Genomic DNA, 14,573 nt, shown 5'->3' with positions numbered 1-14,573 from the left:
AATTTAAAGCTATTAAGTCAGTTACACTTTCTTTTCTTCGGAATTATAACAAGAAGCTCTTAAAATGTTCAGCGTTTATTCAGAATAGAATATTTATTTTTACATTCTTATAAAAAACATACTATGATTGACTATCAATTTGAAATTTTAGAAAAAAGCAGAAAAGCAGTTTTAAAAGCTACTGAAAACCTTTCCGAAGAACAAATAAACCAAATCCCTACAGGGTTTAAGAACAATATTGCTTGGAATGTTATTCACTTATTGGTTACCCAACAATTACTTTGTTATAAACTGGCTGGACAGCCTATGTATGTTTCGGATGCCTTGGTGAATGATTACAGAAAAGGGACTGCTCCCAACCCAGAAAAACCTGTTTCTTTGGAAGATTTTAATGCTTACAAAGAAGAATTAATGCTGAATATTGAGCGCATAAAACAAGATTATAAAAGCATAACTTCATACAATAGTTACACCACAAGTGTTGGAATGACGTTGGCGAGTATTGAAGATGCGATTACTTTTAACAATTACCACGAAGGTTTGCACACTGGGTTTATCAATGCACTTCTGAGAGCCATTCAGGCTTCATAAATTGTTTGGCTGTTTCAAACGGAATTTCGATGGTGGTACGTCCGTCGGCATACGAAGCAATTTCGTACGGATTGTAAATTAACACAAGACCTTTTTCATTAAACCCAATACTGCTTGGAAGATGAAAAGCGTCGTTTTCAAACATAAATCCGGTGCTATTAATATTAGCATCGGGTTTTATTTTTTGTGCAGTTCTAAATTCTTTTTCAGCAATATCAATAAGTGTTTGTTTGTCTTTAAAAAGGTCGTTTGGCGTAAGATTTTTACCTGTTTTTGTGTCAAAATTTAAAAATGAAATGCTTCCGTAACCGTGCGCGCCTCCTGTAAAAATGTAACTTTCAATTGCTACGGAAGTAAAAAAGTTGTTTTCAAAAGAAACATTTCCTTTTATAGTAGCTTCCCATGGAATGATATCTTCTGGAAATCGTTCTTTTAACTTTTTATATTCAGTATTAAAAATTGCAACAGCTTCCAAAATGGAGTCGGTTGTTTTTTCTTCGGAATAGTTTAAAGTGCTTGTAACAAAAGTGTCGATTTCGCTATTGATGCGTTTAGAAATCTCATTTTCAGGTTGTGCCTGCGGAATATCAATGCTTATCTTCGGACAAGATTCACAAGTATTTGTAGCGATATTTTGATTGATAAAAGAAATAGAATTGTCCGTTTCGCATGATGAAAAAACAAGAAGAGCGAGGAGAATTCCGATGGCAAAAAAACGATTCATATAAATTGCTGTTAAATAAAGAATAAAGGTACATTGTTCTTTGCAATCCCCAAAAGTAAACGATATTTTTGTTAGACAATCTTCAAGTTATGAGTAAAGATACGTTACGCTTCAATTCGAAAACCATTCATGGTGGGCAAGCGCCCGACAAAGCTTATGGAGCAGTAATGCCGCCAATTTACCAAACATCTACCTATGCGCAAACAACTCCTGGAGGACATCAAGGATATGAATATTCCCGAAGTGCCAATCCAACACGTTCGGCATTAGAGCAAAGTTTAGCAAGTATCGAAGGCGGAAATTATGGTTTGGCCTTCGCAAGCGGACTATCGGCGATTGATGCGGTGATGAAACTTTTAAAACCAGGTGATGAGGTAGTATCGACCAACGATTTGTATGGCGGTAGCTACCGATTGTTTACAAAGATTTTTGAAGATTTTGGAATAAAATTCCACTTTGTAAACATGGAAAATCCTTCCGAAATAGAACCGTATATCAACTCGAATACGAAACTTATTTGGGTAGAAACGCCAACCAACCCAATGATGAATATTATAGATATTCAAGCGGTTGCAAACATTGCAAAAAAACACAAGGTTTTGTTGGGTGTAGATAATACTTTTGCAACGCCTTATTTACAACAACCGTTAAGTATGGGTGCAGATATTGTAATGCATTCGGCTACCAAATATTTGGGCGGGCACAGCGATGTGGTAATGGGTGCTTTAATTGTAAATGAAAAAGAACTTGCCAACAAATTGTATTTTATACAAAATGCAAGTGGCGCCGTGGCAGGACCAATGGATAGTTTTTTGGTGTTAAGAGGAATTAAAACGTTGCATGTACGTATGCAACGGCATTGTGAAAATGGCGAAGCGATTGCTCATTTTTTAGCGAAGCATCCAAAAATAGAAAAGGTTTACTGGCCAGGATTTGCTTCACACCCAAATCATGAAGTCGCTAAAAGCCAGATGAAAGGTTTCGGCGGAATGATTTCGTTTGTTGCCAAAGGAAATAATTATGATGAAGCTATCAGAATAGTAGAAAACTTAAAGGTGTTTACGTTGGCAGAATCCCTTGGCGGTGTAGAATCGTTGGCGGGGCATCCTGCAAGCATGACACACGCTTCTATACCTAAAGCAGAACGTGAAAAAGTAGGCGTAGTTGATGCGCTTATCCGACTAAGTGTAGGAATAGAGGATAAAGACGACCTAATTGAGGATTTAAGTCAAGCAATAGGTTAACGAAAACGTTTGAAATTATCAATTTTATAAAAAAGAGGCAATCATATTCAATAAAAAGTATAATTTTGCCTGCATATTACTAAATACTTAATTAATCCATTTTATATGAACGCAATGGACGAAAAAATTGAAGCATTCATGGACGAAGTGAAAGTCCGTAATGCCCATGAACCCGAATTTCTTCAGGCAGTACGTGAGGTAGCAGAAACTGTTTTACCTTACATCGCTCAGCATGAAATTTACAATGGTAAAAATATATTGTTACGTATGGTAGAACCAGAAAGAGCAATTATGTTTAGAGTACCATGGGTTGACGATAAAGGAGAAATCCAAGTAAATAGAGGATACAGAATTCAAATGAGTTCTGTAATAGGTCCATATAAAGGTGGACTTCGTTTTCATCCAACGGTAAACTTGAGTATTTTAAAATTCTTAGCTTTCGAGCAAGTGTTTAAAAACAGTTTAACTACTTTGCCAATGGGTGGAGGTAAAGGAGGTTCCGATTTCGATCCGAAAGGAAAGTCAGATAACGAAATTATGCGTTTTTGCCATAGTTTTATGACCGAACTTTTTAGACATATTGGTCCGAATACCGATGTTCCTGCTGGAGATATAGGTGTAGGTGCCAGAGAAATTGGTTTCTTATTCGGAATGTACCGTAAAATTAGAAACGAATTTACAGGAGTACTTACGGGAAAAGGACTTTCTTGGGGAGGTTCGCTTATTCGTCCGGAAGCTACAGGATACGGAAATGTGTACTTTGCACAAAATATGTTGGAGCGTAAAGGAGATAGCTTAGAAGGAAAAGTTATTACAGTTTCTGGTTCTGGAAATGTGGCGCAATATGCTACGGAAAAAGCAACGCAACTAGGCGCAAAAGTGGTTTCGCTTTCTGATTCTGGCGGAACTATTTATGATAAAGATGGTATCGACGAAGAAAAACTTGCGTACGTTATGGAAATTAAAAACGTAAAACGCGGTAGAATTTCTGAATATCTTGAGAAATATCCGAATGCTGAATATTACGCAGGAAAAACACCATGGCACATCCCTTGTGATATTGCAATGCCATGTGCAACACAAAACGAATTAGATAAAGAAGATGCGGAAGCATTGGTGAAAAACGGATGTGTTTGCGTTAGTGAAGGTGCAAATATGCCGTGTACGCCAGGTGCAGTTACAGTTTTCCATGAAGCTAAAATTTTATTTGCTCCAGGAAAAGCGTCAAATGCTGGTGGGGTTGCTACTTCTGGATTGGAAATGGCGCAAAACTCTTTGCGTTACAGTTGGACAAGAGAAGAAGTTGATGAGAAGCTAAAAGGAATTATGAAGAGTATTCACAATTCTTGTATCGAGCATGGAGAAGATGAAGACGGATACATTAACTATGTACGTGGAGCAAACATTGCTGGTTTCGTGAAAGTTGCCGATGCTGTTTTAGCGCAAGGTGTAGTTTAATCACTTTTTTATAATATTACTAAAGAGGCTTTTTTACGAAGCCTCTTTTTTTTGCTGAATTTTTTCAGAGTTTTAATCTGTATTATTGTTTGTGGTAATATGGAAATGATAATATAGTGTGAGTTCGATATATGAATTATGTGATAAAATTGACCTATTTAAAAAGTATTAAAAATCAAGGAAGCAGTATGGGGAAAAGATAAAAAGCTGTTTGAGCGTAGCGAGTTCTTTTTATCTGTGGAGGATGGTTCCGTAGATTTTCTTATACTTTTTTAATCCGTCTTGACTTTTTTGTTTCGTTTTTGTGTCAAGACAAAAATGAAAATATAATTAATATACAGTCTGTTAAAATTATTATGCATCGACATTTATATCAAACAGAGGTTAATATAATAATTATCTTTGCCGAATGATAGTCACTACCAAAGCCATTGTTATTTCTGCTATAAAATATGGCGATACTAGCTTAATTGTAAAACTTTTTACAGAAAGCGACGGAGTGAAATCGTATTTGCTAAAAGGTGTATTGGCTTCCAAAAAAGGGAAACTCAAAAAAGGATATTTTATACCGCTTACCCAACTCGAAATTGTTGCAACTCATAAAGGGAAAGGCACTTTAGAAAGTTTACGAGAAGTTAAATTGAGCACCACCTTTAAAACATTACAAACCGATGTTGTAAAGAGTTCCATTGCTTTGTTTCTATCGGAAATGTTGGTGGTTTCTTTACAAGAAGAAGAAGCGAACCCCGCTTTATTTAAGTATCTAGAAAAGGCTTTTATTTGGTTGGATAGTAATGGGGAGATTGCCAATTTTCATATTTCATTTTTAATTCAACTAACTGCTTTTTTAGGGTTTTATCCAGACGATTCAAATATTGAAGCTCCTTATTTTGATTTGGCAGAAGGAGAGTTTGTGCTTTCATTGTACAACGAAGTTATGGAAGGCGCTACTGTTGAGGTTTTCAAACAGTTTTTGAATACCAATTTTGATACGTCAAAGCAAATAAAGATAAGCAGAAACGTGCGTGCTCATTTGTTGCAACAGCTTATCAGGTATTATCAGCTTCATTTGTCGGATTTTAAAAAGCCCAAATCGCTCGATATTTTACAACAGGTTTTCGGTTAAAATAATCGGAGTAACAATTCTTCTTCAGAAAAAAAACGGGCAATGAACAATAAGCTCCCCCTTTGAAGGGGGCTAGGGGGATGTAGAGAAGGCAATAGGCGATAAGCCATAAGCAAAAAAGAAAAAATAGTAAAAACGTCATTCTGTACTCGATTCAGAATCTCATTATGCTAGTGCGAACCTGAATCGAGTTCAGGTTGACGAATAGCTATTTGAGTGAAGGTAGTTCTTTTTTATCCCCCTTGATTTTCCTGACTTCCGTAGGATTGTTTCGTTTTTGTGATTGTCCAGAATTTGTTATAATGCACTGTCACCTCGAGCCTGCCTTTGTCAGCAGACAGGCGTAGTCGAGAGGTTATTTTAGCTTAACAAGCTTTAAAGAGGGTCTCGACTACGCTCGACCTGACATTTTAATCTTGATATGATATATTGCGGATGTTCAATTCGTTTTTGTGTCAAGACAAAAATGATAAGTCGTTAATTAATTATATGTTTTGGAGTTGAATTTATTATTGAACTGAGGTAAATAGAAGTAGCTACATATCTCTTCTATCGAATTTAGCGTCAACTTAAACTTCATCTAAAAAAATACTTTTCTGTCTAAATATTTTAAAAATCAAAGGGTTGTATTTACTGGTTTTAGGGTGTGTCAATTCGTTGAAATTTAGTAATTTTGCCAACTTTAATACGACAAATAGTAACCAATTGTAGCTATTTAAAACAAACGTTAATGATTTTGAAAACTTTATGCTGAAAGGAAAAAGTTGAAATTGTTGACCAGAGAATAGTGAAAACACATAATTTCTCAGCTTTAAGATTTACAAATTGGGGAATGATTAAAATTTTGAACACGTGAAGTTTACAGAATATAAAGGACTGGATTTACCGAAAACAGCAGACGACGTACTGAAGTTTTGGGAAGCAGAAGCTATTTTTGAAAAAAGCATAACAAGTAGAGAAGGACAAAAACCATTTGTGTTTTTTGAAGGGCCACCGTCTGCAAACGGATTGCCAGGAATTCACCATGTTATGGCACGTGCTATTAAAGATATTTTTTGTCGTTATAAAACTCAAAAAGGTTACCAAGTAAAGCGTAAAGCTGGTTGGGATACTCATGGACTTCCGGTGGAACTTGGTGTGGAGAAAGAATTAGGAATTACCAAAGAAGATATCGGAACAAAAATATCGGTAGAAGAATACAACGAAGCTTGTAAAAAAGCGGTAATGCGCTATACGGATATTTGGAACGATATGACTCGAAAAATTGGTTATTGGGTAGATATGGAAGATCCGTACATTACCTACAAACCAAAATATATGGAGAGTGTTTGGTGGCTTTTAAAGCAAATCTATAACAAAGATTTGATGTACAAAGGATACACCATCCAACCGTATTCTCCAAAGGCAGGAACTGGATTGAGTTCGCACGAAATCAATCAGCCTGGAGCTTACCAAGATGTTACCGATACTACAATTGTAGCGCAATTTAAAGCGAAAGAAGAAACGTTACCATCGTTTTTACAAGGGTTCGGAACGGTACACTTTTTAGCTTGGACAACCACGCCGTGGACGCTTCCTTCGAATACAGCATTAACTGTTGGGCCAAAAATTGATTATGTTTTAGTGAAAACTTTCAATCAATATACGTTTGAGCCTATCAATGTTGTGGTGGCAAAACCATTGTTGAAAAAGCAGTTTTCTGGAAAATATGTGGAAGCTACTTCCGAAGAAGACTTTACAAATTACACTTCCGAAACAAAGAAAATACCTTTTAAAATTCTTGCTGAAGGAAAAGGAGCCGATATGGTGGGTACAGCGTATGAGCAATTGCTAAACTATGCCTTGCCGTATCAAAATCCTGAAAATGCATTTAGAGTAATTTCGGGAGATTTTGTAACGACTGAAGATGGTACAGGTATTGTACACACAGCGCCAACTTTTGGTGCCGATGATGCCAAGGTTGCAAAAGAAGCAACGCCAGAAGTGCCTCCAATGTTAGTGTTGGATGAAAACGATAATCCTGTTCCACTAGTAGATTTACAAGGGCGTTTTAGAGCTGAGCTTCCAGAAATTGGGGGCAAATATGTAAAGAACGAGTATTATAATGATGGAGAGGCGCCAGAAAAATCTGTAGATGTAGAAATTGCCATCAAACTAAAAGAAGAAAACAAAGCCTTTAAGGTTGAAAAATATGTGCATAGTTATCCGCATTGTTGGCGTACCGATAAACCTGTGTTGTACTACCCGTTAGACTCGTGGTTTATTAAAGTTACCGATGTAAAAGATAAAATGTACGATTTAAACAAAACGATAAACTGGAAGCCAAAAGCTACCGGTGAAGGTCGTTTTGGAAATTGGTTGCAAAACGCAAACGATTGGAATTTATCGCGTTCTCGTTTCTGGGGAATTCCGCTTCCGATTTGGCGTACTGATGATGGAAAAGAAGAAATTATAATTGGTTCTGTTGAAGAATTGAAAGCCGAAATGGCGAAAGCTGTCGAAGCAGGATTGATGGAAGCCGATATTTTTGCTGATTTTGAAGTGAATAATATGAGTGAAGAAAACTATGATAAAATAGATCTTCACAAAAATGTAGTTGATAAAATTACTCTGGTATCGCCTTCAGGAAAAGCAATGAAGCGCGAAGCAGATTTGATTGATGTTTGGTTTGATTCTGGTTCGATGCCATATGCACAATGGCATTATCCGTTTGAAAACAAAGAGAAGATTGATGGAAAAGATGCTTATCCAGCCGATTATATTGCTGAAGGAGTAGATCAAACACGTGGGTGGTTTTATACTTTACACGCCATCGGAACTATGGTTTTCGATTCTGTTGCCTACAAAAATGTAGTGTCTAACGGATTGGTGTTGGATAAAAACGGACAAAAAATGTCGAAGCGTTTAGGAAATGCAGTCGACCCGTTTGAAACCCTTAAAGAATACGGTCCAGATGCTACGCGTTGGTACATGATTTCGAACGCAAACCCTTGGGATAATTTAAAATTTGATATTGAAGGAATTGCGGAGGTTCGCAGAAAATTCTTCGGAACACTATACAATACGTATTCATTCTTCAGTTTGTATGCCAATATCGATGGTTTTACTTATGCTGAAAAAGACATTCCTTTAAATGAACGTCCAGAGATAGATCGTTGGATTCTTTCAGAATTAAACACCTTAATTCAAAAGGTAGATCAAGCGTATGAAGAGTACGAACCAACACGTGCAACGCGTGCAATTTCAGACTTTGTTCAGGAGAATTTAAGTAACTGGTATGTACGTTTATGCAGAAGACGTTTTTGGAAGGGAGAGTACGAACAAGATAAAATTTCGGCATACCAAACGCTTTATACTTGCTTGCTTACAGTGGCTAAGTTGGGAGCTCCAGTTGCACCTTTTTATATGGATCAATTATACAAAGACTTGGTAAGTACTACAAACAAAGAGAATTTTGAAAGTGTTCACCTTGCAGAATTCCCACAATTTGTAGAAAACTTTGTTGATAAATTGTTGGAGCGTAAAATGGAGAAGGCGCAAACCATTTCTTCATTGGTGCTTTCGTTGCGTAAAAAGGAAATGATAAAAGTACGTCAACCTCTGCAAAGAGTAATGATTCCAATACTTGACGAAGCACAGCGCGATGAAATTAAAGGTGTAGAAGAGCTGATAAAATCTGAAGTAAATGTAAAAGAAATAGAACTTATTGATGATGCTTCAGGGATTTTAGTAAAGCAAATTAAACCTAATTTTAAAGTTTTAGGCCCGCGTTTTGGTAAAGATATGAAGCTGATTGTCAGTGAGATAAATAAATTCGAGCAACCAGAAATTCAGGAAATTGAGCGCAATGGGGAAATCCTTATGGTAGTTAATGGAAAAAATGTTACTTTAGGAATCGATGAAGTTGAAATTTCATCACAAGATATCGAAGGGTGGTTAGTAGCTAGTTCAGGTACAATCACAGTAGCATTGGATGTAACTATTACAGAAGATTTGCGTAATGAAGGGGTAGCTAGAGAATTGGTAAACAGAATTCAAAACTTACGTAAAGACTCTGGATTTGAAGTGACAGATAAGATTGATGTGAAGTTGCAGAAAGATGAAATCATTGAAAAAGCTGTTCAGAATAACTTAGCTTACATAAAGGCAGAAACTTTAACAGCTCAGCTTGATCTTGAAGAACATCTTGATAATGGTACAGAAATTGCATTTGATGAAGTAAACACCAAATTAATCATTCAAAAACACTAGTACTATGGAAACAGATATAAAAGTAAGGTACTCAGATAAAGACTTAGCCGAGTTTAGAACGTTAATCGAAGCTAAAATGGATAAAGCCTATCAAGATTTGGAGCTTTTAAAAAGTTCTTATAAAAATGATGGGAATAATGGAACAGACGATACTTCGCCAACATTTAAGGCGTTTGAAGAAGGTTCTGAAACCATGAGTAGAGAAGCAAATACACAATTGGCATTGCGTCAAGAAAAGTTTATTCGCGATTTAAAAAATGCTTTAGTTCGCATCGAAAACAAAACCTACGGAATTTGTAGGGTTACAGGAAAACTCATCAATAAAGAACGTTTAAAGTTAGTGCCACATGCAACGCTTAGCATTGAGGCAAAAAATATGCAGTCCTAATTACTGTATAAGAATAGTAGTTTTGTTGTTGAGACAGATCTCAATTATCGAGTAAAAAATAGATTTATAAAACGCTCTTTTAAAGGGCGTTTTTTTATGCTTTAAAATGATAGCTTTGCATAGTAGCCTTAAACTGATTTTGATTTTAATGGTTATAGATATATGGAAGCGGACCTATTAAAAAAGTATAGAAAATCAAGGAAGCAGGAGGGATAAAAGATTAAAAGCTGTTTGAGCGGAGCGAGTTCTTTTAATCTGTGGTGGATCTTTCCGTAGATTTTTATTGCTTTTTTAATCAGTCTTGACTTTCCTGCCTGCCGGCTCTTAGGTTTGTTTCGTTTTTGTGTCAAGACAAAAATGAAAAACATTAATTATTTTAATACTAGTAAATTGTGTGCTTATTAAAATTGAATTTATAATTGAACTGAGGTTAATATTTATGAGCAATAAAAAAATTATAAAATGCTTTTCTGTGTTTTTTCTGCTGATTTCTTCTGTTTGTTTCTCGCAAAGAGCAGTCGAAAAAATATACACTTCAGAAGGAATCACACTTATAGATATTGATGCTGAACATGTGTTTCAAGTTAAGTTGTCGACGCATTCAGCAAAAAATGTGGAGGTAAAAACTATTTTTAATGGCGAATATCAAAACGAATTTGTAAACACTACCAAAGAAGACGGAACAACGCTTTTTATAGGCGTAGCGCAACAACCGCTTTTTACCAATCCGAACGATAAATTGAGTGCGCACAAAGTAGTTTCTGTGGCTTTAGAAATAATTGTACCTGCGTATAAAGATGTAAGAGTTTTGGGTGTTTATACTGAAATTTCTGCGGAAGGAAATTACACCAATTTAGAGACTTCAACAGCAAGTGGAATGTTGTTCTTTAATTCGATTAATGCTGATTTGGTAAAAGGGAAAACGCAAAGTGGCGATATTTTAATTGAAAATTCAGCAGGAAACTTTCAAGCAATATCAAAATACGGAACTGTTGAAGAAGGAAAACAAGTGTTTGGAAATACAAAGTTTGAGTTAAATTCTGTTAGCGGAGACATTTACATCAATAATATAGAATAATATTTTTATTTTTACCGTCATTGAAAAAATACAGGCTGTTTGAAGCGACACAACGCTAACATAAACAGTCAATAGAACACATACTTACATGTCATTAAAAAAAGCATCTTTCATTATAGTTTTGGTTTTGTTTATCGACCAACTTTCAAAAATATATATCAAAACAAACTTTGTATTAGGCGAATATGTTGAGGTTTTTAGTTGGTTTAAAATACTATTTATCGAAAACGAAGGTGCTGCGTGGGGAACAAAAATTAGCGATATTGTACCAGGAGTTTCCGATGAAACTGGGAAATTGTTTTTAACAGTTTTTAGGTTGTTTGCAATTTGTGGAATAGGGTATTGGCTTTACGATACCGTAAGAAAAAAAGGCACGCCAACACTTATTATTGCTATAGCACTTATTTTTGCAGGTGCGCTAGGTAATATTATTGACTCTGTTTTTTACGGAGTTATTTTTGATGATAGTTATGGGCATGTTGCAACCTTATTTGCAGAGAACCCATACGGATCTTTATTTCACGGAAAAGTAGTCGATATGCTTCATTTCCCTATGATAGATACGGTGCTTCCAGATTGGTTTCCTATTTGGGGCGGACAAAATTTTAGATTCTTTGAGCCAGTTTTCAATATCGCTGATTCTGCTATTAGTATAGGAGTTGCAGTGTTATTAATCTTCAATAAGAAAGCTTTTCCTGAGAAGGGGAAAGGAAATTAAGTTTAAAACTTATAAACCTCCTCTGGAGTAACACAATAATCAAGTGCAATATCTTCTGTACGGACGTTCGAGATTTGTTCTTCCGCAGAAAAAAAAGAAAGGCCTATTTTAATAACATCGGGTTTGCAATTTGCCAAAAAGGTGTCGTAAAAACCTTTTCCATACCCAACACGGTTTCCTTTTTTATCAAAAGCTAGTAGCGGTATAAAAACCACATCAATTTTTTGGTTTGGTACCTCAATACCATCTTCGGGTTCTGGAATTCCGTAGGGGTTTACTTTTATGCGCGTATTATCGGTTAGTAAAAAATTGGTTAAAGTCCCTGTTTTAAAATTGCTTTTAGAGAGTACAACCTCTTTGTCTTTTCCTTGTAGAATACTTAAAATATATGAAGTGTCAATTTCTTTTTGACTTTCGATACTTAAAAAAAGGTGGTAGTATGTTTTGTTCCAAATATCAATTTGAAGCAATTGGTTGGCAATGGCAATGCTTAATTCGTCAATTGTATTTTGGTCGAGCAATGCACGTTTGTTTTTGTAGTGAATGCGAAGCTCTTTTTTATCCATAGTTATACTTTTTCAAACATTTCTTCTAATTCGCCTAGCGAAATAGGTTTCACCCAATAGTCAGATACTTCTTCAAATTTTTTAGCTCTTTCAATATCTTCTGGGTTTATTGACGAACTTACAACATAAAGTGTAATGGGGTGTTCTAATTCGCATTTAATTTTTACAAATTCATCTAAAAACTGCCAACCATCCATTACAGGCATGTTTAAATCCAGTAAAATAACTTGTGGGATTTTCTCTTTTTCTGGCTGTTCAAAAACGTTTTTAAAATAAGAAAATGCTTCGCTTCCATTTTCAAAAACCAAAAATTCTTTGCAAAGCTTTTTAATGTCTAGCAATCGAGACAACATTTTAACATATAATTTGTCGTCGTCAATGATACAGGCCAAGTCAATTTTATGGTTCATTTCGAGTATTCTTTGGGGTGTGAATATATTGTAATAGCTGCTAAATATAGGTTTTTTTTAATAGTTCAAGCTATTTAAAAATAGCAGTGTTAAAAAAAATGCTGAAATTCTCATTTAACGTTAAAATACTGCATATTTTTCTTACAAGTTAAAAGAAAATATCCGTAGTAGTTATATTATTTTTGTTTGAATTATCTTTGAAGATAAATTGCAAGATTACATGAGCGAAACGCCTATAGATATTCAATTACAAACGCTCCCAGATAGCCCAGGAGTTTATCAATTTTTTAATAAAGATGGGAAAATTATATATGTAGGAAAAGCCAAGAATTTAAAAAAAAGAGTTTCGTCGTACTTCAATAAGCATCACGATAGCGGGAAAACCCGCGTGTTGGTTAAAAAAATAGTAACGATTAAACACATTGTAGTTTCAACCGAAACAGATGCGTTGTTGTTGGAAAACAACCTAATTAAAAAGTATCAACCTCGTTACAATGTTTTACTTAAAGACGATAAAACGTATCCGTGGATTTGCATTAAAAATGAGCGTTTTCCGAGAGTTTTTTCAACAAGAAATTTAATAAAAGACGGGTCGGAATATTTTGGGCCTTACACCAATATCAAAACTGTAAGAACACTTTTAGATTTGATAAAAGGCTTGTATGCAATTCGTACTTGTAACTACGATTTGTCAAGAGAAAAAATTGATGCAGGAAAGTATAAAGTGTGTTTGGAATACCATTTAGGAAACTGTAAAGGTCCATGCGAAGCATACCAAACCGAAGAAGAGTACAACAGGCAAATTAAAGATATTCGGGAGCTTATAAGAGGGAATTTCAAAGACTCTCTTTTGCAGTTTAAAGAGCAAATGAAACAGCTTGCTCAAGAGATGAAGTTTGAAGAGGCGCAACAAATAAAAGAAAAAATTGAGGTGCTCGAAAACTATCAATCAAAATCTACCGTTGTAAATCCTAAAATAAGTAACGTCGATGTTTTTTCGATTATTTCTGATGAAAGTTACGGCTATGTAAATTTCTTACAACTTTCGTACGGAGCAATTATAAGGGCACATACCATCGAGATAAAAAAGAAGCTTGAAGAAACCGACGAAGAGCTTTTAGAATTGGCGGTTACCGAACTTAGAACGCGTTTTAATTCGTTGTCAAGAGAAATTTATGTACCTTTTAAAATAAAAGTTTCTGAAGGAATTAAAGTAACCATACCAAAATTGGGCGATAAAAAGCGTATTTTAGAGCTGTCTGAAAGAAATGCAAAATACTATCGTCAAGAACGTTTTAAACAGATAAAAATTACAGATCCTGATAGGCATGTAAAGCGAATTATGGATCAGATGAGGCGCGATTTGCGTTTGTCGGTTGAGCCAAGACATATTGAGTGTTTTGATAACTCAAACATTCAAGGAACTAATCCTGTTGCGGCTTGCGTGGTTTTTAAAGATGGAAAACCTAGTAAAAAGGAGTATCGCCATTTTAATATAAAAACAGTAACAGGGCCAGACGATTTTGCATCGATGGAAGAAGTGGTTTTTAGACGTTACAAACGATTGCTAGAAGAAGGAGCGCCATTGCCACAACTTATTGTAATTGATGGTGGTAAAGGACAATTGTCTTCCGCGTTAAAAAGTTTGGATGTGTTGGGCTTGCGAGGAAAAATTGCTATCATAGGAATTGCAAAACGCTTGGAGGAAATTTATTACCCAGGCGATTCTATTCCGCTGTATTTAGATAAAAAGTCTGAAACGCTAAAGATTATTCAGCATTTAAGAAATGAAGCGCACCGATTCGGAATTACATTTCATCGTAACAAAAGAAGCAAGGCTGCTATCAATTCAGAATTAGAAAATATTGAAGGTATAGGCGAGAAAACCGCCAATGATTTATTGAAAAAATTTAAATCAGTAAAAAGAATAAAAGAAGCAACTTTAGCGCAGATTTCTGAAGTTGTAGGGTCGTCAAAAGCTCAAAAAATATATAAAGCATTTCATAACCAATCATAAAC

Annotated in this window: 12 protein-coding genes; 9 read left to right on the top strand and 3 right to left on the bottom strand. The window is 35.3% G+C overall.

Features of this window, described 5'->3' with window-relative positions:
- The first annotated feature begins 123 nt into the window (after nt 1–123).
- Nucleotides 124–591, top strand: a complete 468-nt coding sequence (locus tag JMA43_RS01750; protein WP_342154319.1) for a DinB family protein — start codon at nt 124–126, stop codon at nt 589–591.
- Here JMA43_RS01750 and JMA43_RS01745 read toward each other — a convergent pair.
- Nucleotides 557–1,315, bottom strand: a complete 759-nt coding sequence (locus tag JMA43_RS01745; protein ID WP_342154317.1) for a DUF3298 and DUF4163 domain-containing protein — start codon at nt 1,313–1,315, stop codon at nt 557–559. The two genes, JMA43_RS01750 and JMA43_RS01745, sit on opposite strands and share 35 nt — an antisense overlap.
- A gap of 89 nt (nt 1,316–1,404) precedes the next feature.
- Here JMA43_RS01745 and JMA43_RS01740 point away from each other — a divergent pair, with 89 nt between their 5' ends.
- The 7 genes from JMA43_RS01740 to JMA43_RS01710 all read left to right on the top strand — a co-directional run bounded on the left by JMA43_RS01740 (nt 1,405) and on the right by JMA43_RS01710 (nt 11,578).
- A complete protein-coding gene (locus tag JMA43_RS01740; protein WP_342154316.1) occupies nt 1,405–2,559 on the top strand; it encodes a cystathionine gamma-synthase in 1,155 nt (384 codons plus the stop codon).
- A gap of 114 nt (nt 2,560–2,673) precedes the next feature.
- Nucleotides 2,674–4,017, top strand: a complete 1,344-nt coding sequence (gene gdhA, locus JMA43_RS01735) for an NADP-specific glutamate dehydrogenase (RefSeq protein ID WP_342154314.1) — start codon at nt 2,674–2,676, stop codon at nt 4,015–4,017.
- A gap of 409 nt (nt 4,018–4,426) precedes the next feature.
- On the top strand, nt 4,427–5,143 hold the full coding sequence (recO, locus tag JMA43_RS01730; RefSeq protein ID WP_342154312.1) for a DNA repair protein RecO: 717 nt from the start codon (nt 4,427–4,429) through the stop codon (nt 5,141–5,143).
- An 852-nt stretch (nt 5,144–5,995) separates the two neighbouring features.
- Nucleotides 5,996–9,394 (top strand): isoleucine--tRNA ligase, encoded by a 3,399-nt coding sequence (gene ileS, locus JMA43_RS01725; RefSeq protein WP_342154310.1) that lies wholly within the window; start codon nt 5,996–5,998, stop codon nt 9,392–9,394.
- A gap of 4 nt (nt 9,395–9,398) precedes the next feature.
- Nucleotides 9,399–9,782: a TraR/DksA family transcriptional regulator gene (locus tag JMA43_RS01720; RefSeq protein WP_342154308.1), complete on the top strand. Its 384-nt coding sequence runs from the start codon at nt 9,399–9,401 to the stop codon at nt 9,780–9,782.
- 439 nt (nt 9,783–10,221) lie between these two features.
- Nucleotides 10,222–10,860 (top strand): hypothetical protein, encoded by a 639-nt coding sequence (locus JMA43_RS01715; protein WP_342154306.1) that lies wholly within the window; start codon nt 10,222–10,224, stop codon nt 10,858–10,860.
- Between the two features lie 88 nt (nt 10,861–10,948).
- The gene (locus JMA43_RS01710; RefSeq protein WP_342154304.1) at nt 10,949–11,578 is read left to right on the top strand and encodes a lipoprotein signal peptidase; all 630 of its coding nucleotides are present in this window, start codon (nt 10,949–10,951) and stop codon (nt 11,576–11,578) included.
- Between the two features lie 2 nt (nt 11,579–11,580).
- Here the strand turns inward: JMA43_RS01710 and JMA43_RS01705 are convergent, their stop codons facing one another.
- Nucleotides 11,581–12,144, bottom strand: coding sequence for a 5-formyltetrahydrofolate cyclo-ligase (locus tag JMA43_RS01705; RefSeq protein WP_342154302.1), 564 nt, complete (start codon nt 12,142–12,144; stop codon nt 11,581–11,583).
- 2 nt (nt 12,145–12,146) lie between these two features.
- The gene (locus JMA43_RS01700) at nt 12,147–12,554 is read right to left on the bottom strand and encodes a response regulator (RefSeq protein WP_342154300.1); all 408 of its coding nucleotides are present in this window, start codon (nt 12,552–12,554) and stop codon (nt 12,147–12,149) included.
- A gap of 220 nt (nt 12,555–12,774) precedes the next feature.
- Here JMA43_RS01700 and uvrC point away from each other — a divergent pair, with 220 nt between their 5' ends.
- Nucleotides 12,775–14,571: an excinuclease ABC subunit UvrC gene (gene uvrC / locus JMA43_RS01695; protein ID WP_342154298.1), complete on the top strand. Its 1,797-nt coding sequence runs from the start codon at nt 12,775–12,777 to the stop codon at nt 14,569–14,571.
- Nucleotides 14,572–14,573 lie beyond the last annotated feature (2 nt).

It is taken from the genome of Joostella sp. CR20, assembly GCF_038433465.1.
Classification (GTDB): Bacteria; Bacteroidota; Bacteroidia; order Flavobacteriales; family Flavobacteriaceae; genus Galbibacter.
Note: the sequence above shows the minus strand (reverse complement) of the source record. Positions and strands in the feature narration are given on the sequence as shown.